The organism is Nocardia asiatica NBRC 100129 (assembly GCF_000308415.1).
Taxonomy (GTDB): domain Bacteria; phylum Actinomycetota; class Actinomycetes; order Mycobacteriales; family Mycobacteriaceae; genus Nocardia; species Nocardia asiatica.
Map to the genome: position 1 here is coordinate 1 of NZ_BAFS01000055.1, position 21215 is coordinate 21215.

Genomic DNA, 21215 nt, shown 5'->3' on the forward strand with positions numbered 1-21215 from the left:
GACGCCCGCAACGCGCGCATGAGCGTTCGCTTGTCGGTGATGTACGGCCCGAGGTCGACCGGCTGCCCCGTGCGGATATCGGTGGCGATCGGATGGAATGTCGTGGAGTTGGCCAGGATCGCCTCGAAATCCATCGGCTCGACGCCGTCGTACACCTGGTGCACGAGATACCGCAGATCGAACGCCGGACGTCCGCGCAGGAGGCGGGACGGGTCGACGGCGCGGCGCATGATCGCCGGATCGGTCCAGGAGCGCATGCCGGCGATCGCGCGCCCACACAGCAGCCAAGCGCCGTTGATCGCACCCGCCGACGTGCCGTACACCGCGTCGAACACCCCGGCGAGTCCGAGTTCCTCCAGCGCGGACACCATGCCGCCGGAGTACACGCCCCGGCTGCCGCCGCCCTCCACCACCAGCGCCAATCGGTGACCGTCGGCGCGGCTGGATGTGGCACGGCGCGCGCGGATCAGCTCCGCGACGGGGGAGACGCTTGTCGAGCTGGTCACCGGATCACGATACGACACCACGGTGTGCGAAACGGGTCCGGCAGAGGCAGCGCACGTGACCGGGGAAGGGCCACCGCGTAAACAAGCGGAGCGGGCGCGGACTCCGTCGTCCTGCGCCCGCTCCGTGACGGCCTTCGCCGGGTATTACTTGATCTCTGCGAGAACCGTGCCCTGGGTGATCGCGGCGCCCGCCTCGACGGACAGGCCGGTGACCACACCGGCCTTGTGGGCGTTGACCGGGTTCTCCATCTTCATGGCCTCGAGCACCACGATCAGATCGCCCGCCTCGACCGACTGGCCTTCTTCCACGGCGACCTTGACGACGGTGCCCTGCATGGGAGCGGTGACCGCGTCACCGGAGGCCGCGCCGCCGCCCGCGCCGCCACGCTTGCGCGGCTTGGGCTTCTTGCGGATCACACCGGCGCCGTTACCGGCCGCACCGGCCGCGCCCGCGCCGACGGTGAAGTTGCCCGGCAGCGACACCTCGACCCGGCGGCCGCCGACCTCGACGACGACTTTCTGCCGCGGCTGGTCCTCGTCCTCCTCAGCCGGGGCGCCCGCGCCGGTGTACGGCTCGACGGTGTTGACCCACTCGGTTTCGATCCACTTGGTGTAGACGTCGAACTTCTCGCCGTCACCGATGAACGCCGGGTCCTCGACGATCGCCCGGTGGAACGGGATGACCGTGGCCAGGCCGTCGACCTCGAACTCGGCCAGCGCGCGCCGCGCCCGCTCCAGTGCCTGGGTGCGGTTCTCGCCGGTGACGATCAGCTTGGCCAGCATCGAGTCGAACTGGCCGCCGATCACGCTGCCTTCCACCACACCGGAGTCCACCCGCACGCCGGGGCCCGAGGGCTCCCGGTAGACGGTGACCGGGCCGGGGGCGGGCAGGAAGCCGCGCCCGGCGTCCTCGCCGTTGATGCGGAACTCGAAGGCGTGGCCGCGCGGAGTCGGGTCCTCGGTGATCTCCAGCTTCTCGCCGTTGGCGATGCGGAACTGCTGGCGAACCAGGTCGATGCCCGCGGTCTCCTCGGTGACCGGGTGCTCCACCTGGAGGCGGGTGTTCACCTCGAGGAAGGAGACCGTCTCGCCCTGCACCAGGTACTCGACGGTGCCCGCGCCGTAGTAGCCGGCTTCCTTGCAGATGGCCTTGGCCGAGGCGTGGATCTTCGCGCGGACCTCGTCGGACAGGAACGGCGCGGGGGCCTCCTCGACGAGCTTCTGGAAGCGGCGCTGCAGCGAGCAGTCGCGGGTGCCCGCGACCACGACGTTGCCGTGCTTGTCGGCGATGACCTGCGCCTCGACGTGGCGGGCCTTGTCCAGGTACTGCTCGACGAAGCACTCTCCGCGACCGAACGCGGCGGTCGCCTCACGCACGGCCGAGTCGTACAGTTCCGGGATCTCCTCGATGGAGTGCGCGACCTTCATGCCGCGGCCGCCGCCGCCGAAGGCCGCCTTGATGGCGACCGGCACGCCGTATTTCTTCGCGAACTCGACGACCTCGCTCGCGTCCTTGACCGGGTCCTTGGTGCCCGCGGCCATCGGCGCCTTCGCGCGCTCGGCGATGTGCCGCGCGGTGACCTTGTCGCCCAGGTCGCGGATGGACTGCGGCGACGGGCCGATCCAGATCAGCCCGGCGTCGATGACGGCCTGGGCGAAGTCGGCGTTCTCGGAGAGGAAGCCGTAACCGGGGTGGATGGCGTCGGCGCCGGACTTGGCGGCGGCGTCGAGGATCTTGTCGAACACGAGGTACGATTCGGCCGAGGTCTGTCCGCCCAAGGCGAAGGCCTCGTCGGCGAGCTTGACGAACGGGGCATCGGCGTCCGGCTCGGCGTACACCGCGACGCTGCCGATACCGGCGTCCTTGGCCGCCCGGATCACGCGCACGGCGATCTCGCCTCGGTTAGCTACGAGTACCTTCGTGATCCGCGCGCTGGCATGGCTGGGCACTGAGCCTCCTGTGTGCATTCTTTTGGTCGCTTCGCCGGGGGATGGGTCGCTGCGCAGGCTCCGCTCCCGTACTCGACAAACTTACGTCTCGGGCGAGTGTAGGCAGTCTGCCAACAGACGCCGAACTCGGCTAGCCCTACTGAACAGTAGGTCGCGGATCACAACGTACGCGGCCTGTGTTTGGGACCGCACCCTGCCCTACCTGCTCCGGGTGCGACGCGCACCACCGCGCGGGGGGACGTCGCCGGGTTCGGCCCCCTTGGCGATCGGCATGCGCACGGAGTTGCCCCACTCGGTCCAGGAACCGTCGTAGTTACGTACGCCCGGGCGCCCGAGCAGATAGGTGAGCATGAACCAGCTGTGGCTGGATCGCACGCCCACCCGACTGTAGACCATCACTTCCTCGGGACCGGTCGAATCGCCGTAGACCTCGTCGAGTTCGGCCCGCGAGCGGAATCGCCCGTCGGCGGCGAGCGCTTCGGTCCACGGGATGTTGGACGCGCTGGGGATATGGCCGCCACGCAACGCCGCGTCCTCGGGGGCGCCGGGCCGCATGGTGCGCGCGCCGGAATACTCTTCGGCCGAGCGCACATCGATCACCGGCTTGCCCAGGTGCGCGAGCACGTCCTCGCGGAAGGCGCGGTAGGTGCTGTCGTCGCGGCGCACGGCCGGGTAGTCGCCGCGCACCGGGTAGTCGGGTTCGAACGTCGTGTCGCGCGCCTCGGAGATCCAGGCCGCGCGCCCGCCGTCGAGCAACCGCACGTCCTCGTGCCCGAACAGGGTGAACACCCACGCCGCGTGGGCCGCCTGCGTGTTGCCGCGATCCCCGTAGATCACGACTGTGTCGTCACGTTCTATCCCTTTGGCGCGCATCAGTTCGGTGAAGCGGGTTCCGTCGATATAGTCGCGCGTGACCGGATCGTTCAGATCGCTTCGCCAGTCCAGTTTGGTGGCGCCCGGAACGTGCCCGATGTCGTAGAGCAGCGTGTCCTCGTCGGCCTCGATGATCTTGAGTCCCCGCGCGCCTATGTTTGCCGACAGCCACTCCGTGGTTACTAGTCGGTGAGGATGTGCGTAGGAACCGAGTGAGGGATGAGGGTCCGGGGCGACGGGCACGGTGTCTGGGTCCTTCACGCATGGGTTGACGGTGATGGCAGCGATTCGGGGTCTCACAGCGATGGTAGGTGTGAGGCGACAGTGACTCTCGTTTCAGATCACAAATCGGATGAGGGCTGAATAAAGGGCACCTACATCCGATAAAGTCTCCCGGGAGGAGGGGTGAGCTATGTCCGATTCTTGGCCGCGGCGGCGACTGCTCGCGATCCTACGTGGCGCCAGCGAGCCTCTCGACGCCCAGGAACTGGCCAGAATCACCGGACAGCACGTCACCACGGTCCGGTTCCACCTCGATGTGCTCACCAGAGAATCCCTGGTCCGGCAGTTCCAGCAGCCGCCGCGCGGCCGCGGGCGTCCGCGCATCGGATACAGCGCGGTGCAGCGATCGGTCGGCTACCAGGATCTGGCGCAGGTGCTCGCCGACCAGCTCGGCCCCGATCCGCGGCGCAGATCCGAGGCCGCGGTCGCGGCGGGCCGGGCGTGGGGCTCCAGACTCGACGTCGGCGACCATCGAGTGGAGTCGCTGGAGGACGCCAAGGACCTGACCATCACGCTGATGTCGGAACTGGGCTTCGCGCCCGAGCGTGATCCGTCCGCGGAGACCGAGGGGAAGGTGCTGATCCGGCTGACGGCGTGTCCGCTGCGCGAACTCGCGCGCACGCACTCCGAGGTGGTGTGCGGCGTGCACCTGGGTCTGATCGAAGAAGTGCTCGACCGGGGCGGCGCGCGCGGCGCCATCGATGTGCGGATGCATCCGTTCGTGGAGCCGGAGCTGTGCGTGGCCCGACTGGAACTCATCGCCGCGCGGCGCGCGGAGACCGCGGAGGCGGCCACGATGCCCGGAGGCGGTGACGCGGAGGCGTTGACCGCGTCGTCAGGCCGTGTGGCCCCACAGTTGCGTAACGCCGATCCCAACATCGCCAAGCAGTCGGCGCAGCAGTGGTAGGCCGATGCCGATGACACTGGAGGGGTCGCCATCGATGCGATCGACGAACCAGCCGCCGAGCCCGTCGAGGGTGAACGCGCCCGCCACCTGGAGCGGCTCGCCGGTCGCGATGTAGGCGTCCAGCTCGTCCGGCTCCGGTTTGGCGAAATGCACGGTGGTGCTGCTGCAATCGACCGCCTCGGCGGTGATCTGGCCGTCCCGCATCCGCAGCACACAGTGACCCGTGACCAGATCGGCGCTGCGCCCGGCCATGTCGCCCCACCGCGCGCGGGCGACCTCCGGTGTGTGCGGCTTGCCCTGCAACTCGCCGTCGACGAGCAGCATCGAATCGCAGGCCACCACAACGCAATCGGCGGCCAGTTCGGGGATGTCGGCGGCCACGGCGGCCGCCTTGGCGCGCGCTAGTTCCACCACTACCACCTGCGGTGACGTGCCCTCCGGGAGGGCGGCGGCGACCGCGTCCTCGTCCACGGCGGAGACCCGGACGATCGGGTCGATGCCCGCCGAGCGGAGAACCTCCCGGCGGGCCGGGGACGCGGAAGCCAGGATCAGCCGGGTCACCCGCGCAGGTGGGACAGCTGGGGGAAGGCGTACGGGGAGAACGGCGAAGCGCCGCGGTGCATCAGCGTGGGACGGCCCCACATGTCGGGCGGGCCCGCGGGGCCGGTCGGCGCGCCGCTGTTCGCGACCGCGGACAGCACGCACACCAGCGCGGCGAGCTCCTCGTCGGTGGGTGAGCCCTTCACGACACGGAAGAACGGCTCAGCGGTGGCCTCGGTGGGTGGCGCGGCCGCGTCCGAGGTGGACGCACCGACCTCGTCCGCGATCGGGTCGACTGTGAGATCCAGTTCGACGGCGCTCAACACATCTTCTTCTGCCACGGTCGTCACAGTGCCAGGTCCTCTCTTCGCCTCGATCAGGTGAACTGATGAGGCTGTTCCCGTTTTCCGACAAGCTATGGATGAAGCGATCATCCTCGGATTCACTTGTTGCGTCTTTGCAACAAGGCGGTACACGCCAGGGTAAGTGGTACCGAGCCTGATGCCACCCTTTGTGCGCGGCCTATCGAGGGTATCGCTCGATCACAGCGGGATGTTGCCGTGTTTCTTCGGCGGAAGGGTCACCATCTTGCGCTCGAGCAGTCGCAGCGCGGACACGATCTGGCCGCGCGTGTGCGACGGCGGGATCACCGCGTCCACGTAGCCCCGCTCGGCGGCGACGTACGGGTTCACGAGCGTGTCCTCGTACTCGTTCTGGAGCTCGAGCCGCAGCGCATCGACGTCTTGCCCGTCCTTGGCGGCCTGCTGCAACTGCTTGCGGTAGACGAACCCGACGGCGCCGGAAGCGCCCATGACGGCGATCTGCGCGGTGGGCCAGGCGAGGTTCACGTCGGCGCCCATGTGCTTGGAACCCATGACGTCGTAGGCGCCGCCGTAGGCCTTGCGGGTGATGATCGTGATTTTGCCCACAGTGGCCTCGCCGTAGGCGTAGAGCAGTTTCGCGCCGCGCCGGATGATGCCGTTGTACTCCTGCCCGGTGCCGGGCAGGAACCCGGGCACGTCGACCAGGGTGATGATCGGGATGTTGAACGCGTCGCAGGTGCGCACGAAGCGCGCGGCCTTCTCCGAGGCGTCGATGTCCAGGCAGCCCGCGAACTGGGTGGGCTGGTTGGCCACGATGCCGACGCTGCGGCCGTCGATCCGGCCGAAGCCGACGATGACGTTCATCGCGCGCTCGGCCTGCACCTCGAGGAACTCGTCGTCGTCGAGCAGGCGACGGATCACCTCGTGCATGTCGTAGGGCTGGTTCGGCGAGTCCGGGATGATCGAGTCCAGCTCGAGGTCCTCGTCGGTGAGCGAGTCCTCGATCGCGCCGGGGATCGGGTCGGTGGCCGGGAACCGGGGCGCCTCGGCGCGGTTGTTGCTGGGCAGGTAGGACAGCAGGTCCTTGACGTAGTCCAGCGCGTCCTGCTCGCCGGAGGCGACGTAGTGCGCGACGCCGGACTTGGTCATGTGCGTGTGCGCGCCGCCCAGGTCCTCCATGGTGACGTCCTCGCCGGTGACCGTCTTGATGACGTCCGGGCCGGTAACGAACATCTGGCTGGTGCCGTCGACCATCACGACGAAGTCGGTGAGCGCGGGGGAGTAGACGTGGCCACCGGCGGCCGGGCCCATGATCAGGGAGATCTGCGGGATCACGCCGGAGGCCTGGATGTTGCGGTGGAAGATCTCGCCGTAGAGGCCGAGGGAGACCACGCCCTCCTGGATGCGCGCGCCCGCGCCCTCGTTGATGCCGATCAGCGGGCGGCCGGTCTTCAGCGCCAGGTCCATCACCTTGACGATCTTCTCGCCGTAGACCTCGCCGAGGCTGCCGCCGAACACGGTGACGTCCTGGCTGAAGATGCACACGTCGCGGCCGTCGATGGTGCCGTAACCGGTCACCACGCCGTCGCCGAGCGGACGGTTGTTCTCCAGGCCGAAGTTCACGCTGCGGTGGCGGGCCAGTGCGTCGAGTTCGACGAACGAACCCTCGTCCAGCAGGGCGAGGATGCGCTCGCGGGCGGTCATCTTGCCCTTGGCGTGCACCTTGTCGACCGCGGCCTCACCCATCGGGTGCTTGGCCTCTTCCAGCCGATTGCGCAGGTCAGCCAGCTTCCCAGCGGTGGTGTGGATATCGGGGGAGCCCGCCGGACCTGACGCGGGCTGCTGCTGGACACTCGTCATGGCTCCGGAGTGTAACCAGTACCAGTGCGTCCTTCTAACCCAGACGGTGCTACCGGCGAGTAGAAAACCGCAGCTAGATCAAATTTCGCAGGCAAACTTCCTGGTCGGTAGCAGGGTCGGGACGGCGGAAAATGAGTATCGTCGGCCGGTCGTGTCCGGATAGCCTGAGGACGACGAATTTCCGGCGCAGGGGAGGAGCGCGTCATGTGGGAATGGGGTAGAGCGTTCGCCGAATACGCCGCCGCCGCGGTGTGGACGCCGAGCACCGAGATGGCGCCGAAGTACGGCGATCCGGAGGAATGGGCCCGGACCGCCGAAGGCGAGCCGGAGGAGGGCGACGGCGCGAGCATCGCGGCACGCGACCCGATGGCCGGCGCGTACGACCTCGTCGGGTAGCGCAGTGGCCTGCGAGTAGCCTGCCGGTGTGCAGAGGCCACCGTTGGATGCAGAGCAGTTGCGGCGCAGCGCCGTCGAGTCGCCCGAACTGTCGTTCTTCTCGCGAATCGACGTGGTCGAGTCGACCGGGTCCACCAACGCGGATCTGATCGCACGGGCGGCCGATCCGGCCGCCGACCGCGTCGTTCTGCTGGCCGAGACCCAGGTCCAGGGCCGTGGCAGGCACGCACGGCCCTGGGTGAGCCCGCCGCGGGCGCAGCTCGCGATGTCGCTGCTGGTGCGCCTGCCCGGCATCGGCCCTGCCTCGCTGGCTTGGCTGGCGCTGCTGACCGGCGTCGCCGTGGTGGACGCCCTGCGCACCACGGCGGGCGTGGCCGCGGAACTGAAGTGGCCCAACGACGTGCTGATCGACGGACGCAAGGTCGCGGGCATCCTGGCCGAGGTCGCCGCGAGCGCGGGCGGCGGCGCGCCCGCCGTGGTGATCGGCCTCGGGCTCAACGTCACTCTCACCGAGGACGAGCTGCCGGTGCCGCACGCCACCTCGCTGACCCTCGCCGGCGCGCGGCAGACCGACCGCACGGTGCTGGTGCGATCGCTGCTGACCGAGTTCGCCCGTCGCTTCACCGCCTGGCGCGACGCGGACTGGGCGATCGATGAACTGTCCGCCGCCTACCGCGAGCGGTGCGCCACGATCGGCACCGAGGTGCGTGCCGAGCTGCCCGGCGGCCGGGAGCTGACCGGCGTCGCCGCGGGCGTCGACGGCTACGGCCGCCTGCTCATCGGCGACGAAGCGGTGTCCGCGGGCGACGTCACGCACCTGCGTGCCCAGTACTGAGCGTTCGAACCCTTGCGCGGTGTGTCTCAGACGTAGTGGCCGATGCCGCGCGCCGCATCGCGGGCGAGCGAGCGATCGCGCTGCTCTTCGAACTTGATCACGTTCTTGGACAGTTTCTCCACGAACTCGCCGAGTTCCTCGCGCGCCTGCTCGCCGCGCGGCCCGAAGTCGTTGCGATCGAAGACGTTCCACTGCTTGAGCACCGGCTGGACGACCTCCTCCAGATGCTGGCGCAGATCGTAGATGCCGTGCTTGGCCATCAGCACGCCGTAGCGGCGGAAGTTGGGCATCCCGGCGCCGGGCATCAGGAAGTTCGTCAGGATCCGGGTGATCGCGGGCAGCGCCTGGTCGGGCGCCAGGTCCAGCGCCGCGCCGCACAGGTTGCGGTAGAAGATCATGTGCAAGTTCTCGTCGGCGGCGATGCGCTGCAGCATCCGATCGGCTACGGCGTCGTTGCACGCCTTGCCGGTATTGCGATGTGACACACGGGTAGCCAGTTCCTGGAAGGTGACGTAGGCGACGCTGGCCAGGAATCCGCCCCAGCCCTCCGGCGACTGGACGCCGTTGCTCATGTGGATCATCCTGGCCTCTTCCAGGGCGACCGGATCGACGGCGCGGGTGACCACCAGGTAGTCCCGCATGGCGATGCCGTGGCGGTTCTCCTCCGCGGTCCAGCGGTCCACCCAGACGCCCCACGGGCCGTCCTCGGAGAAATTCTGCGCGATCTCCCGGTGGTAGGAGGGCAGGTTGTCCTCGGTGAGCAGATTGGTGATCATGGCCACCCGGGCGACCTCGCTGAGCTTCGATTGCTCCGGCGCCCAGTCCACGCCGCCCAGGGCGGCGAAATTGCGGCCCTGGGTCCACGGAACGTAATCGTGCGGATTCCAGTCCTTCGCCATGGAAAGGTGCCGATTCAGATTCTCCTCGGCGACCGGTTCGAGTTCGGTCAGGATTTGCAGCGGGGTCAGGTCCTTGGTCACGCGTTCCTCCACGGTCGTAATCGACGATGATGGTGAGCCGGGCGTTGCGCGATACAGACAGCCACTGCGCGGAATCGTCACACGCAGGCTGCCGATTGTGCAGCATGACGCGCTGCGGTGTCAGCCGTTCCGGCAACATCACGCGGTAGGGTTTTCGGCATGGGTTACCCGGAGGATGTGCTGGCGCCCGACGAACGGTTGCTGCTGCATCGCCATCCGCATTGGAAAATGCTTTTCTGGCCGATCGTGACGCTCATCGTCGCCACGGCGCTGGCCGGTTTCGCAGGGGGGCTCGCTTCGCAGAAGGCCGAGGGCACCGCACGCTCGGCGCTGCTGGGCACGGTGCTCGTGGTGTACCTGGCGATTCTGCTGTGGCGTTGTCTCGCACCGGTTGTCAGCTGGAAGTCGACGCATTTCATAGTCACCGACCGGCGGGTGCTGGTGCGTCAGGGCGTGATCACCCACAGCGGCATCGACATCCCGATGAGCCGGATCTCCAGCGTGCAGTTCCGGCACGGGCTGTTCGACCGGTTGCTCGGCACCGGAACGCTGGTGATCGAGTCGTCCTCCTCGGAGCCGCTGGAGTACGACGACATCCCGGCCGTGCAGCAGGTGCACGCGCTGCTGTACCACCAGGTATTCGAGGTGGAGCGGCACCGGGACGGCCGGGACGAGCGCTGGGACGACCGTCGCAGCTACCGGTGAGCCCGTAACCTGGGCGTATGACCGCTGTACTGCTGGCCGAGGACGACGAGGCCATCGCCGCCCCGCTGTCGCGCGCACTCGGCCGCGAGGGCTACTCGGTGACCGTGGAGAGTTTCGGTCCCGCCGTGTTGCAGCGGGCTCTGGAAGGCGGCCACGACCTGCTCATCCTCGATCTCGGACTGCCCGGCATGGACGGGCTCGAGGTGTGCCGTCAGGTGCGCGCCCGCGGCGCGGATCTGGCCGTGCTGATGCTCACCGCGCGCACCGACGAGGTGGATTTCGTGGTGGGGCTGGACGCGGGCGCCGACGACTACGTCGGCAAGCCGTTCCGGCTCGCCGAGCTGCTCGCCCGGGTGCGAGCCTTGTTGCGGCGCAGCGGAATCGGCGACGACACGGTGGAGGTGGGCGGTATCCGCCTGGAGCCCGCCGCGCGCCGCGTCCTGGTCAACGGCATCGAAATAGGTTTGGCCAACAAGGAATACGAGCTGCTCAAGGTGCTGATCGATCGAGCGGGCCAGGTGGTGCCGCGCGAGACGATCCTGCGCGAGGTCTGGGGCGACGCGGAGCTGCGCGGTTCCAAGACCTTGGACATGCACATGTCCTGGCTGCGCCGCAAGATCGGCGACGAGGGGCCCATGGCGGAACGGCGCATCGTCACCGTCCGCGGCGTCGGATTCCGGCTGAACACCGACTGACGTGCGCCGCCGGATCCTGCGTTCGATGCTCACCGTGCTGACCCTCACCACGGTGGTGCTCGGTGTGCCGCTGATCTACACGGCGTGGTTGTGGGTGGAGGACATCACGCGCAACGACTTGCAGAACCGGCTGGACCGGATCGCCGCGGAGATCATCGCGCAGGAGCGCGACGGCATGGTGTCCGGCGAGCTGGACATCCGCTCGGTGGCGCCGCTGGTGCCCGAGGACGGCAGGCTGACCATCGTCTATCCGTCGCCGACGGACAACGCCTCGCGCCGCGACATCGGGGTGGCCGAGGTATCGGACCCGCTGGTGGAGTCGCTGTCCATGCGCACGTCCGGGTCGCTGCGCCTGGAGGTGCCCTCCGCCCCGATGCACGCGATGCAGCGGCAGGCGGTCGCGGTGGTCGCGCTGGCGGTGCTCGCCTCGCTCGGCGCGGCGGTCTCGGTCGCGGTGGTCACCGCGCGGCGGGTGGCCGATCCGCTGCGGGACGTGGCGGCGCGCGCGGCGCGGCTCGCGATGGGCGACTTCCGGCCCGATCCGCGCAGGCACGGCATCGCGGAACTGGACCGCGTCTCCGACGTGCTCGACTCCGCGACCGTGGAGATCGCCGGACGGCTGCAGCGCGAACATGCCCTGGTGGCGGATGTCTCGCACCAGTTGCGCAGCCGGCTGACCGCGGTGCGGCTGCGTCTGGACGAGCTGTCCGCGCACGCCGACCCGGAGGTGGTGCACGAGGCCGAGGAGGCGATGGCCCAGGTCGACCGGCTCACCGACGCGATCGACGACCTGGTTCGCGCCTCCCGCGACGAGGACGCGGCCGATCGCGATCCGGTGCCGGTGATGGCGGAGTTGCGCGGCGTGGTCGCCGAATGGACCCACCCGTTCACCGAGGCGGGCCGGACGCTGACCCTCACCGGCGACGAGTCGCTGCGCGCCCCGATCACGGGTTCGCGGTTGCGCGAGGCGGTGGCGGTGCTGGTGGACAACGCCCTGATGCACGGCGGCGGCACCTGCACGGTGTCGGTGCGCACGGTGCGGCCGGGCGCGGACCGTGAGCCGCTGGTGTGCGTGGAGGTCGCCGACGAGGGCCACGGGGTGCGCGACGAATTGGCCCCGCACATCTTCGATCGGGGCTTCTCCGCGGGCGGCTCCACCGGTGTGGGGCTGGCGCTGGCGCGGGCGCTGGTCGAGGCGGACGGCGGGCGGCTGGAATTGCAGCGGCGCAGGCCCGCGCTGTTCGCGGTGTTCCTGGGGTCCTCGAAGGTCCGGCCTGCCAACTCGGTGGTGCCCGAGCCGCGCTGACTCAGCTGCGGCCGAGTTCCTCTTCCACGAGGTCCACGAATTCGGCTTCGAGTTCGCTCATTTCGTCGGGAAAGACCCAGCGGCGCATCGCCCAGAAACGGAACGCCATCTGCAGCAGATTGCCGATGACGAAGGCGCTGATGAAGTCGGCGATGTTCTCGACCGTGAAGCTCACGTTGGGCTGGCGCAGGTCGAAGACGTAGCTGGAAATCCACAGCGGCGTGAAGGCCAGCACCACGCCGACGCCGCTGACGCCGAAGAACAGCAGCGCTTCGTGATGACGTTCCCGCCCGCCGCGATTCTTGAACGACCATTCCCGGTTCAGGATGTAGGAGGCGATAACCGCGATGACGCCGGAGATGATCTTGGCCGTCACCGGTTTCTCCGCGAGCACCGTCCACTTGAGTGCGTAGAAGATGCCGCTGTCGATCACGAACGTGGTCGCGCCGACGATCGCGAACTTGATCAGTTCCCGATGCCGGTACGCGATATCTTGCAGCGGCTTGGGGAGGACGCTGACCACGTCGTCGACGAATGACACAAGACCGGAGTGTACCGGTACCGATCATTCGCGCCGGACATGACAATATTGTCCGACGTGAGCGCACGTTCCTTCGATCCATCGGCCATGCCCACCGTCACCATGATCGGGGGCGGCCAGTTGGCGCGCATGACGCACCAGGCCGCGATCGCGCTGGGCCAGCGGCTGCGCGTGCTCGCCGAGAACCCCGACGACCCGGCCGCCCAGGTGAGTCCGGAGGTGGTGCTCGGCAGCCACACCGATCTGACCGCCCTGCGCAAAGCGGCGGTCGGCTCGCACGCGCTGACCTTCGACCACGAGCACGTGCCGACCGAGCACCTGGAGGCGCTGGTCGCCGAGGGCGTCAACGTGCAGCCGCCCCCGCACGCGCTGGTCTACGCGCAGGACAAGCTGGCCATGCGCGTCAAGCTGAGCGCGCTCGGGCTGCCCGTGCCCGCCTTCACGGCGGTGACCTCGGTCGACGACGCGGTGCGGTTCGGCGAGGAGCACGAGTGGCGGATCGTGCTGAAGGCGGTGCGCGGCGGCTACGACGGCCGTGGCGTCTGGATGCCGGAGTCCGCCGAGGCCGCCGCATCGATCGTCACCGACCAGCTCGCGCACGGCGTCCAGCTGCTCGCGGAGGCGAAGATCGACCTTCGGCGCGAGCTGTCGGCCATGGTGGCGCGTTCGCCGTTCGGGCAGGCGGCGACCTGGCCGGTGGTGGAGACCGTGCAGCGCAAGGGGCAGTGCGCGGTGGTGATCGCGCCCGCGCCGGACCTGCCGGAGGACACGGCGGCCGAGGCGGAGACCATGGCGTTGAACCTCGCGGGGGCACTGGGCGTGGTCGGCGTCATGGCGGTGGAGCTGTTCGAGACCACGGAGGGGAAGCTGCTGGTGAACGAGCTGGCGATGCGCCCGCACAACTCCGGGCACTGGGGGATGGACGGCGCTCGCACCGGCCAGTTCGAGCAGCATCTGCGGGCCGTGCTGGACTATCCGCTCGGCGACACCGCGCCGCTGGCGCCGGTCACCGTGATGGCGAACATCCTCGGCGCGCCGCAGGCCCCGGCGATGTCGATGGACGAGCGGCTGCACCACCTGTTCGCCCGGATTCCCCAGGCGAAGGTGCATCTGTACGGCAAGGGCGAGCGTCCCGACCGCAAGATCGGGCACGTCAACATCCTCGGCGACGACGTGGCCGAGGTACGGGAGAAGGCCGAGCGGGCGGCGCACTGGATGTCGCACGCGGTATGGACCGATGGATGGGATCCGCATGAGTGAAGCAGGGGCCGTGACCCCGGCGGTCGGCCTGATCATGGGCAGCGACTCCGACTGGCCGACCATGGAGGCGGCCGCCGAAGCGCTGGCCGAGTTCGGGATTCGCTTCGAGGTGGGCGTCGTCTCGGCGCATCGGACCCCGCAGCGCATGCTCGACTACGCGCGGGACGCGGCCGGTCGCGGGTTGAAAGTCATCATCGCCGGGGCGGGCGGCGCGGCCCACCTGCCCGGCATGGTCGCCTCCGCCACTCCGCTGCCCGTGATAGGCGTGCCGGTTCCGCTCAGGTACCTCGACGGCATGGACTCGCTGCTGTCGATCGTCCAGATGCCCGCGGGCGTGCCCGTCGCGACCGTCTCCATCGGCGGCGCCCGCAACGCGGGCCTGCTCGCCGCCCGCATCCTCGCCGCCCACGACCCGGCCCTGCGCACCCGCATGGAACAGTTCCAGGCCGGGCTGGAGCAGATGGTGCTGGAAAAGGACGACGCACTGCGCACCAAGCTCCTGGGCTGAGCCGCGGCATGTTCCAGCGTGGAGAACTTGCTCTCGCGGCCGCTGACTACGGTGTGAGGTCGTGACTACAGGGGATATCGCTCGGACGCGGGGAGGCGACGACACCGCGCATTTTCGGCTCACGGTGGTGGATCAGGCGTTGCGGTTGTTCGCCGAGAAGGGGTACGAGGCGACGACTGTCGACGAGATCGCGGAGGCCGCCGGGATCTCCCGGCGGACGTTCTTCCGGCAGTTCCGGTCGAAAGAGGACGTGATCTTCGCCGATCACGAGTCGCAGCTGGCGCAGGCGGCGGAGTTCCTGTCCGCGTCGCGGGAGGACCCGTGGGAGGCCGTGTGCGCGGCGGTGGTGCTGGTGTTCGAGCGATTCACGCAGTGGCGCGAGATCGCGGCGCGGCGGTATCAGGTGGTGCGCCGGGTGCCCGCACTGCGGGAGCGGGAGATCGTGACGGTGTTCCGCTACGAGCGCTTGTTCACCGACTACCTGCGTGAGCGGCTGCCCGAGGTTCCCGATCTGGCGCGGGTGCAGTTCACCGCCGCCGTGACGGCCACGCACAACTACCTGCTGCGCCGGATGGTGCGCGGCGAGTCGGACGCGGGCGCCGCGGACCTGCGGGTGGAACTGTCCGCGATCCCGCGCGGCGCCGGGCGGGCTGCGAATGCCGACGAACTGGTCGTCGCGGTGTTCCCGCGCGACGCTCCGCCCAGGCAGATCGCGGATTTGCTGGTCCGCAAGCTCGGTACCCTGTGAGCTGGACCGAAGTGCGACCTATCTGACACTGAGTGCCACGTCATCTTCCCATGTGATAGGCGTCCATGTGGGTATACTGAAACAAGATGTGGCACTCAGTGCCGATGCGCTGAATTCACTCGGCGGAAATCAGCGATCACCACCGACGACCAGGAGTGAGCCCGATGGCGGGAAACCCCGATTTCGACCTGTTCAAGCTCGAGGACTTCCACGATGAGCTGCGCGCCGCGATCCGTGCTCTCGCGGAGAAGGAGATCGCCCCGCACGCCAAGGACGTCGACGGCAACTCCCGCTTCCCCGAGGAGGCGCTGACCGCCCTCAACGCCTCCGGGTTCAACGCCGTGCACGTGCCCGAGGCCTACGGCGGCCAGGGCGCCGACTCGGTGGCCACCTGCATCGTGATCGAAGAGGTCGCCCGGGTCTGCGGCTCGTCGTCGCTGATCCCCGCCGTCAACAAGCTCGGCACCATGGGCCTGATCCTGAACGGCTCCGAGGAGCTGAAGCAGAAGGTGCTGCCGGACATCGTCAACGGCGAGATGGCCTCCTACGCGCTGTCGGAGCGCGAGGCGGGCTCCGACGCGGCCGGCATGCGCACCCGGGCCAAGCAGGAGGGTGACGACTGGATCATCAACGGCTCCAAGTGCTGGATCACCAACGGCGGCAAGTCCTCCTGGTACACCGTGATGGCGGTGACCGACGCGGAGAAGGGCGCCAACGGCATCTCCGCCTTCCTGGTGCACAAGGACGACGAGGGCTTCGTCGTCGGCCCGCTGGAGCACAAGCTCGGCATCAAGGGCTCGCCCACCGCCGAGCTGTACTTCGAGAACTGCCGCGTGCCGGGTGACCGCATCGTCGGCGAGCCGGGCACCGGCTTCAAGACCGCGCTGCAGACCCTCGACCACACCCGCCCCACCATCGGCGCGCAGGCCGTCGGCCTCGCCCAGGGCGCGCTGGACGCGGCCATCGCCTACACCAAGGACCGCAAGCAGTTCGGCAAGTCGATCGCCGACTTCCAGAACACCCAGTTCATGCTCGCCGACATGGCGATGAAGGTCGAGGCCGCCCGCCTCATGGTCTACACCTCGGCCGCCCGCGCCGAGCGCGGCGAGCAGAACCTCGGCTTCATCTCCGCCGCCGCCAAGTGCTTCGCCTCCGACGTCGCCATGGAAGTCACCACCAACGCCGTCCAGCTGTTCGGCGGCGCGGGTTACACCACCGACTTCCCGGTCGAGCGCATGATGCGCGACGCGAAGATCACCCAGATCTACGAAGGCACCAACCAGATCCAGCGTCTGGTGATGAGCCGCGCGCTGCTCAAGTGAGCTTTTCCTGGATCACCGGAGGTTCGGGCGTGCCTGCGCACGCTCTGCGGCCGTCTCCAGGCCGTGGAGGAGCGCGGGCCGCCCGAACATGCTGTCGATAGAGTCCGCGCTCGCTCGCAGCTCAACGGCCCCGATCAGCGGTAGCGGCTGCTTCGATCACTCGTAGTGGTAGCGGCATGCGATGATCACGACCGAGTCGTCCTCGATGACGTACACGATCCGATGTTCAGTCGTGATTCGTCGCGACCAATAGCCGGCCAAATGGTGTTTCAAAGCTTCCGGCTTCCCGATCCCTTCGTAGCCGTTGCGCTTGATGTCCGCAATCAGTGTGTTGATCCGGCGCAAGATCCTCTTGTCGTTGGCCAGCCACCACTGGTAGTCGTCCCAGGCGGGATCGGTAAACGTCAGTTTCACGCGCTCGCCTTGCCGGGCGTTACGTTGCCTTCGGACCCCTCGTCAACGTCTACTAGCTCTCGAGGCGTTGCGCCGCCGCCGCGATGTTCGGCTATGGACCGTTCGAGGTGCCGTGCATTAGCCGGACTGCCGAGCAGATACGCGGTCTCTTGTAGCGCTTGATACTCGCTGAGCGCGACAACGACGGCAGGTTCGTGGCCCGCCCGAGTGATCACCACCTCTTCGAGGTCTTCGGTGGCACTGTCGAGAACCGATGCGAAGTTGGCTCGCGCCTCGGTATAAGTCATCGGCTTCATGCCTTCACTGTACAGGATCCTGTACAGGAAAAGGGTGGGTGAATCGGCGGACAGCTCTGCTGGTCGCCCGCACAGACCTGCCTCTGGAGCAGACGGCGACCGGCAGTCGGTCCCAGGTGTCCGCCGGACCGCGGGCCGCCCGAACGTCCTATGGAGAGCATGCCAGGACGGTTGGCGGCCACACCTAGCCGCGATAGATCTCGACGTAAGCGTTGGTGGCTACTGCGAACACACCGGGACCCATTCCCGTGCAGCCCGTGGTGATGCGCTGGCCGTTCGGCGTGAAGGGGTAGCTGAGTGCCTGGTAGGGGCCGATGCCGTAGAGCGGGAACGGGCCGCTGGCGTAGAGGCCGACGCAGTCGACACGCAGGACGTAGTTACTTCCTCCGTCGGGTTGGCAAGTCGCCGACGCGCCGAAGAGATCCCGCTCGACGACGCAATCCTGCGGCGCGGCTTGCGCGGCGCCGGAACCGACGATCGCGACGAAGGCCAGACCCGAGACACCAGCGGCCGCGACGCGTGCGGCGGCGACAATCCCCTTTTTCATGAAAGCTCCTTCTGTCTCACGGTGATCTTCGGCCGAGTGTGGCTGAATGTTACTGGTGGGAAATCTGATTCGCGTCGTCCGAGTTCGGACTCGGTGGCGCGAGCCGCCGTTGAGCGGGGTTGTGAGCTGATCGAGCAGGACGGCTATTGTTCGCGAGTCACTTCCCGTGAACGGTCCTGGCCTCGACCAGTGCCGCCACGCTCAACGTTCGGGGCATGAACAGGCGACTGCCTCACAGCCGCTTGCGGGTGCTGCGCCTGCCCCAACCACAACAGTCTTTCCACCTCCGACAGACGCCCCTTTTCGTCCAACTCCCTGAACGCTGCATCCCGCGCCTTGTTCAGGTCCTGCAAAGCGGCCTGCCGTTCCTTATCGGCTGCTGAACGCTCCACGCCGGCAGCCTCGGCCGCTTCTCGGACCGCTGGTTCGCCGGTGTCGGCGGTTTCGCGTCCCTGATACTGGCTGGGCACCGAAAACTTTTGCGCCACCCTTTCGGCGGCTTCTCGCTCGATCCGTGCCCGCTCGTTCTCCGGCGTTCGGCGCGCTTCCCTGGCTTGCGCGGCCTCTGCTCGGGCCCGCCGGTCATGTTCGATCCGCTGCGGCGCATCCGCCCGGCCGCGCGTGGCGGCTTCCCGGAACTGCTGTACCTTCCGAAACTTCTCGGCTCGCTCTTTTGCCCGCACGATCTGGCGTATCTTCGCAAGCCGTTCCCGCGCTCGGTCGGCTCGATGCAGTTCATATGGCCGGACGAGTTCCAATTGCCGAGATACCAGCGACTGGCCGAGCTGTATGGCGCGAAGCGCATCAGCGCGAGAAACGATTACATGCTGAAATCTCTCGCCGAAATCACGCGCCATAGCTTGAAGATCTCTGGCTGTCCTAGGAGGAATCTTCTCACCGGCCACCGTCTCCCATCGACTATTGGCCAGTACTCCGGCGTCCAGGCCTGCTCGCTCTCTTACTAGCTGCTCGCGCGAGTCCCGCTCATTGATCCGCCCCGATTTGCGCTCCACTCCGCGAGTGCTTCGACCTTCGGTGCGGGCATTGTCCAGTACGCGCGGACCTTTGCTGGTTTGAATCCTGAACTGGCGCACCCAGCCCTTTTCGGGCGTTTCTCCCAGCTCGTGCGCCCTGCCCAGTTCGAAGTACAGGCCCTTTTCGTAGTTGGTCAGTCGCCGCCGGATAGCGTCGTAGTCGTCGGGCATGACAGTGCCCACCCCCCGTTTGCCGAGTGTCTATGTGCTCTTGCGGGCTTTGCGTATGTCGCGGGCGGCCGAAGTGATCACGTAATCCGCCATACCGGGGCCGTCATCTTCGAGAAACAAATAATCGGTCATCGAGACCAGGCTTCGGACTTCTTCACCGTTGCCGTCGTGTACTGCCGGGCTGAAATCGGTGTACAGCGGAGCGCTGTTCCATTCCGGACGATTTGTCCATGCCATTCCCGCCCGCCGCACAAAACATTCCCCATAGAATCGAATGAACTGATCCGCAGCTTCTCGATTCTCGGGCGCAAGGAATCCTGTGCGATCGCCGAATAACTGTTTTGCGGCTTCTAGAACGCGCATCGTCAGCGGCGATGTCCACCAATTGTCCGAAAAATCAGCTATGCCCGGAACGGTATCCGACAGGAAATTTTGGATCTGCGATTCCATGCGTTCGGGCGCAACCCAATCCAAGTAGGCCTCCGTTGCGGCGTCGAATTCTATGTCGAAACCCATCTGATCCTCGTCCACTGGCGGAGCCTTCCCTCGTGCAAGCTGTCTCGTAACGGTTTCGAGCATTACAGTGTCACGCCGGTGCGTGTCGCCGGGCAAGTGGCGGGCGGGGTGTCGCTTCATCGCTCGATATACAAGCGTTCGCACGGCAGTCGCGGGTAGCCGTCGGTGTCGTCTGTGGATACTTGGACGGCGTCGTGCCAGTGGCGGGCGCGCCATTCCTGGACGAAAAGGGACGCGGCCGAGACGCAGGCGACGAAATCGAGCCGGGCTCCGTGCCAGAACACCGACAGGTGGACGTCCGGCTCGGAGGGGATCGGGGACGCTGCGCGGTCAGGCATAGGCCGACAGCCGCCGACGGCGCGCGATCTTCTCGGCCACGCAGCCACGGATGCCCGTGACCACTACACGGCCCGAGGGGCGGAATGCCGTGTCCGGCCGCGAGATCCACGCGCGGAACTTGGTTCCTCGATCTGCGGGGCTCGGCAACGCGATCAGCCCGCCGTAGCGGATGATGGACACGTTCAAGCGGAACATCTCGGCGAACAGTGGTACGTCGTCCGGCAGATCCGGCCGGATGATGAACCTCCACCGCTTCGATCGTGGATGCGACAGGATCGGCCCCAACTCGTGGCCGTGATTCTGCATCCACACCTTCACGTGCTGTCCCAGCACGGCGGGCATGGTGATCGCCCAGACCATCCCGGTGCGGACGACGATGCGCCCGATCTGGGGAGGGTCCACGGTCGCGGGGATTCCGCACACCTGCCGGTAGTAGTGGCAGCGAGACAACGGTGTGTCCCCAAACGCTATGTGGCGCATCGACACCTCTGCTTCATCGGAGGGGTTCAGGTGCGCCCGGTTCGCAACCAGCCCTGATCGAGGCCGGGGCTAGGGAGCGAACTACGTTGTGCAGTCACCGTTTCCGCGTACCTCGCCGGGCGCACATTCAGCGAACCACTGGACGTGCTCGATGAACTACGTGAAGATGAGATCTCATCAGCTCCACCAGCATGGTTTTCATCCTGCAATGAGAATTGGCCCGGAGATGAGAAGCCCGGGCCGCCCGAGTGGACAGGACCCTGCATGGCCGAAAGTGGTGGCTCGACCCTTCCTCGCCGTCAGCTCGGCAGGCATCTGCGGAACGGACGCGAAGCGGCGGGATTGACGTTGGCCGATGTCGGCGAGCGGATGCAGTGGAGTGTCAGCACTGTTCAGCGCATGGAGGTCGGCAAGACCGAGCGAATACGCACCGTAGACATCGAGGCGCTGTGCAAGATCTACGACTTCACCGAGGAGTACACGAGCGCACTCGTCGGGCTGGCGAAGCAGGCCAGTGTGAAGTCGTGGTGGCACGAGTTCGGCGACCTGATTCCCGAAAACTTCGATGTGTTCGTGGACCTGGAGGCCACCGCGCGGTCTCTGACCTGGTACGAACCGGAACTGGTCCCGGGGATCTTCCAGACTCCCGCATACGCGAGTGGGCTTATCCGTGCCGGCTATCCGGACGAGTCACCGCTGGAGCACGAGCGACGGGTACACCTCCGACGCAAGCGCCAAGCACTGATCACCCGTAAAACGAAACCCGTGGCAGTGAACACGATCCTTCGAGAGTCTGTGCTACGGGGGATCGTCGGCGACGATCGCGTCATGTCCGCTCAACTCCGGCATCTGGCGGACCTGATGAGTCTGCCCAACGTCAC

At 67.5% G+C, this 21215-nt stretch carries 26 protein-coding genes; 11 read left to right on the forward strand and 15 right to left on the reverse strand.

Translation table 11 applies throughout. From position 1 onward, the window contains the following. The 3 genes from ON27_RS05835 to ON27_RS05845 form a co-directional block, all read right to left on the reverse strand. Window positions 1-506 (reverse strand): patatin-like phospholipase family protein (locus ON27_RS05835; RefSeq protein ID WP_043720609.1); only part of this gene is annotated, 506 nt, incomplete at its 3' end. A gap of 144 nt (window positions 507-650) precedes the next feature. After that, window positions 651-2456, reverse strand: coding sequence for an acetyl/propionyl/methylcrotonyl-CoA carboxylase subunit alpha (locus ON27_RS05840; protein WP_043720547.1), 1806 nt, complete (start codon window positions 2454-2456; stop codon window positions 651-653). A 198-nt stretch (window positions 2457-2654) separates the two neighbouring features. Further along, complete coding sequence (locus ON27_RS05845; protein WP_043720611.1) at window positions 2655-3572, reverse strand: sulfurtransferase; 918 nt, start codon at window positions 3570-3572, stop codon at window positions 2655-2657. Between the two features lie 169 nt (window positions 3573-3741). Here ON27_RS05845 and ON27_RS05850 point away from each other — a divergent pair, with 169 nt between their 5' ends. Beyond that, window positions 3742-4518, forward strand: a complete 777-nt coding sequence (locus ON27_RS05850; protein WP_043720550.1) for a helix-turn-helix transcriptional regulator — start codon at window positions 3742-3744, stop codon at window positions 4516-4518. On the opposite strand, the gene ON27_RS05855 is transcribed toward ON27_RS05850, so the two are convergent. The 3 genes from ON27_RS05855 to ON27_RS05865 all read right to left on the reverse strand — a co-directional run bounded on the left by ON27_RS05855 (window position 4447) and on the right by ON27_RS05865 (window position 7241). Beyond that, window positions 4447-5079, reverse strand: coding sequence for a nucleoside triphosphate pyrophosphatase (locus ON27_RS05855; RefSeq protein ID WP_043720554.1), 633 nt, complete (start codon window positions 5077-5079; stop codon window positions 4447-4449). The two genes, ON27_RS05850 and ON27_RS05855, sit on opposite strands and share 72 nt — an antisense overlap. Beyond that, window positions 5076-5408, reverse strand: coding sequence for an acyl-CoA carboxylase subunit epsilon (locus tag ON27_RS05860; protein WP_043720556.1), 333 nt, complete (start codon window positions 5406-5408; stop codon window positions 5076-5078). Before ON27_RS05860 ends, ON27_RS05855 begins: the two co-directional genes overlap by 4 nt. A gap of 192 nt (window positions 5409-5600) precedes the next feature. Next, entirely contained in the window at window positions 5601-7241 is a 1641-nt protein-coding gene (locus ON27_RS05865; RefSeq protein WP_043720560.1) for an acyl-CoA carboxylase subunit beta, read from the reverse strand. Between the two features lie 204 nt (window positions 7242-7445). Here ON27_RS05865 and ON27_RS05870 point away from each other — a divergent pair, with 204 nt between their 5' ends. Beyond that, window positions 7446-7637: a hypothetical protein gene (locus ON27_RS05870; protein ID WP_043720566.1), complete on the forward strand. Its 192-nt coding sequence runs from the start codon at window positions 7446-7448 to the stop codon at window positions 7635-7637. A 28-nt stretch (window positions 7638-7665) separates the two neighbouring features. Continuing rightward, on the forward strand, window positions 7666-8472 hold the full coding sequence (locus tag ON27_RS05875; RefSeq protein WP_043720570.1) for a biotin--[acetyl-CoA-carboxylase] ligase: 807 nt from the start codon (window positions 7666-7668) through the stop codon (window positions 8470-8472). A gap of 26 nt (window positions 8473-8498) precedes the next feature. On the opposite strand, the gene ON27_RS05880 is transcribed toward ON27_RS05875, so the two are convergent. Continuing rightward, entirely contained in the window at window positions 8499-9452 is a 954-nt protein-coding gene (locus ON27_RS05880; protein WP_043720616.1) for an acyl-ACP desaturase, read from the reverse strand. A 159-nt stretch (window positions 9453-9611) separates the two neighbouring features. Here ON27_RS05880 and ON27_RS05885 point away from each other — a divergent pair, with 159 nt between their 5' ends. The 3 genes from ON27_RS05885 to ON27_RS05895 are packed head-to-tail and all read left to right on the forward strand — an operon-like array spanning window position 9612 to window position 12158. After that, a complete protein-coding gene (locus ON27_RS05885; protein WP_043720573.1) occupies window positions 9612-10157 on the forward strand; it encodes a PH domain-containing protein in 546 nt (181 codons plus the stop codon). A 17-nt stretch (window positions 10158-10174) separates the two neighbouring features. Next, window positions 10175-10852, forward strand: a complete 678-nt coding sequence (locus ON27_RS05890) for a response regulator transcription factor (RefSeq protein ID WP_043720576.1) — start codon at window positions 10175-10177, stop codon at window positions 10850-10852. Window position 10853: 1 nt separating this feature from the next. Beyond that, window positions 10854-12158 (forward strand): sensor histidine kinase, encoded by a 1305-nt coding sequence (locus ON27_RS05895; protein WP_043720579.1) that lies wholly within the window; start codon window positions 10854-10856, stop codon window positions 12156-12158. Between the two features lies 1 nt (window position 12159). Here ON27_RS05895 and ON27_RS05900 read toward each other — a convergent pair whose 3' ends face one another. Further along, complete coding sequence (locus tag ON27_RS05900; protein WP_043720582.1) at window positions 12160-12699, reverse strand: GtrA family protein; 540 nt, start codon at window positions 12697-12699, stop codon at window positions 12160-12162. A 39-nt stretch (window positions 12700-12738) separates the two neighbouring features. Between ON27_RS05900 and ON27_RS05905 the strand changes: the two genes are divergently transcribed. The 4 genes from ON27_RS05905 (at window position 12739) to ON27_RS05920 (ending at window position 16537) form a co-directional block, all read left to right on the forward strand. After that, window positions 12739-13959, forward strand: a complete 1221-nt coding sequence (locus ON27_RS05905; RefSeq protein WP_043720618.1) for a 5-(carboxyamino)imidazole ribonucleotide synthase — start codon at window positions 12739-12741, stop codon at window positions 13957-13959. Beyond that, window positions 13952-14467: a 5-(carboxyamino)imidazole ribonucleotide mutase gene (gene purE / locus ON27_RS05910; protein ID WP_043720586.1), complete on the forward strand. Its 516-nt coding sequence runs from the start codon at window positions 13952-13954 to the stop codon at window positions 14465-14467. Before ON27_RS05905 ends, purE begins: the two co-directional genes overlap by 8 nt. Window positions 14468-14528: 61 nt before the next feature. Next, complete coding sequence (locus ON27_RS05915; protein ID WP_051046260.1) at window positions 14529-15215, forward strand: TetR family transcriptional regulator; 687 nt, start codon at window positions 14529-14531, stop codon at window positions 15213-15215. 164 nt (window positions 15216-15379) lie between these two features. Then, window positions 15380-16537 (forward strand): acyl-CoA dehydrogenase, encoded by a 1158-nt coding sequence (locus ON27_RS05920; RefSeq protein WP_043720588.1) that lies wholly within the window; start codon window positions 15380-15382, stop codon window positions 16535-16537. A gap of 156 nt (window positions 16538-16693) precedes the next feature. On the opposite strand, the gene ON27_RS05925 is transcribed toward ON27_RS05920, so the two are convergent. The 7 genes from ON27_RS05925 to ON27_RS05955 all read right to left on the reverse strand — a co-directional run bounded on the left by ON27_RS05925 (window position 16694) and on the right by ON27_RS05955 (window position 20256). Further along, the gene (locus ON27_RS05925; protein WP_043720593.1) at window positions 16694-16951 is read right to left on the reverse strand and encodes a Txe/YoeB family addiction module toxin; all 258 of its coding nucleotides are present in this window, start codon (window positions 16949-16951) and stop codon (window positions 16694-16696) included. Continuing rightward, window positions 16948-17247 carry a type II toxin-antitoxin system Phd/YefM family antitoxin gene (locus ON27_RS41120; RefSeq protein WP_083887396.1) on the reverse strand — a complete coding sequence of 100 codons (300 nt, stop codon included), beginning with the start codon at window positions 17245-17247 and terminating at the stop codon, window positions 16948-16950. Before ON27_RS41120 ends, ON27_RS05925 begins: the two co-directional genes overlap by 4 nt. Before the next feature lie 184 nt (window positions 17248-17431). Further along, window positions 17432-17794 (reverse strand): hypothetical protein, encoded by a 363-nt coding sequence (locus ON27_RS05930; RefSeq protein ID WP_051046261.1) that lies wholly within the window; start codon window positions 17792-17794, stop codon window positions 17432-17434. Window positions 17795-17937: 143 nt separating this feature from the next. After that, entirely contained in the window at window positions 17938-18999 is a 1062-nt protein-coding gene (locus tag ON27_RS42720) for a hypothetical protein (RefSeq protein WP_157227093.1), read from the reverse strand. A 30-nt stretch (window positions 19000-19029) separates the two neighbouring features. Next, the gene (locus tag ON27_RS42725) at window positions 19030-19530 is read right to left on the reverse strand and encodes a hypothetical protein (protein WP_157227094.1); all 501 of its coding nucleotides are present in this window, start codon (window positions 19528-19530) and stop codon (window positions 19030-19032) included. A gap of 101 nt (window positions 19531-19631) precedes the next feature. Then, window positions 19632-19853, reverse strand: coding sequence for a hypothetical protein (locus tag ON27_RS05950; RefSeq protein ID WP_043720604.1), 222 nt, complete (start codon window positions 19851-19853; stop codon window positions 19632-19634). Beyond that, window positions 19846-20256 (reverse strand): DNA-directed RNA polymerase subunit beta, encoded by a 411-nt coding sequence (locus ON27_RS05955; RefSeq protein ID WP_245559796.1) that lies wholly within the window; start codon window positions 20254-20256, stop codon window positions 19846-19848. Before ON27_RS05955 ends, ON27_RS05950 begins: the two co-directional genes overlap by 8 nt. 426 nt (window positions 20257-20682) lie before the next feature. Here ON27_RS05955 and ON27_RS05960 point away from each other — a divergent pair. Then, window positions 20683-21215, forward strand: a 533-nt coding sequence (locus tag ON27_RS05960; protein ID WP_245559798.1) for a helix-turn-helix domain-containing protein, incomplete at its 3' end; no start/stop codon positions are given.

Bases quoted from the DNA above. Each gene is read 5' to 3' on its own strand.
- ON27_RS42720 (WP_157227093.1), bottom strand. From the start codon at position 18,999: ATGCCCGACGACTACGACGCTATCCGGCGGCGACTGACCAACTACGAA.
- ON27_RS05930 (WP_051046261.1), bottom strand. From the start codon at position 17,794: ATGAAAAAGGGGATTGTCGCCGCCGCACGCGTCGCGGCCGCTGGTGTC.
- ON27_RS41120 (WP_083887396.1), bottom strand. From the start codon at position 17,247: ATGAAGCCGATGACTTATACCGAGGCGCGAGCCAACTTCGCATCGGTT.
- ON27_RS05905 (WP_043720618.1), top strand. From the start codon at position 12,739: ATGACAATATTGTCCGACGTGAGCGCACGTTCCTTCGATCCATCGGCC.
- purE (WP_043720586.1), top strand. From the start codon at position 13,952: ATGAGTGAAGCAGGGGCCGTGACCCCGGCGGTCGGCCTGATCATGGGC.
- ON27_RS05865 (WP_043720560.1), bottom strand. From the start codon at position 7,241: ATGACGAGTGTCCAGCAGCAGCCCGCGTCAGGTCCGGCGGGCTCCCCC.
- ON27_RS05890 (WP_043720576.1), top strand. From the start codon at position 10,175: ATGACCGCTGTACTGCTGGCCGAGGACGACGAGGCCATCGCCGCCCCG.
- ON27_RS05850 (WP_043720550.1), top strand. From the start codon at position 3,742: ATGTCCGATTCTTGGCCGCGGCGGCGACTGCTCGCGATCCTACGTGGC.
- ON27_RS05870 (WP_043720566.1), top strand. From the start codon at position 7,446: ATGTGGGAATGGGGTAGAGCGTTCGCCGAATACGCCGCCGCCGCGGTG.
- ON27_RS05920 (WP_043720588.1), top strand. From the start codon at position 15,380: ATGGCGGGAAACCCCGATTTCGACCTGTTCAAGCTCGAGGACTTCCAC.
- ON27_RS05950 (WP_043720604.1), bottom strand. From the start codon at position 19,853: ATGCCTGACCGCGCAGCGTCCCCGATCCCCTCCGAGCCGGACGTCCAC.
- ON27_RS05885 (WP_043720573.1), top strand. From the start codon at position 9,612: ATGGGTTACCCGGAGGATGTGCTGGCGCCCGACGAACGGTTGCTGCTG.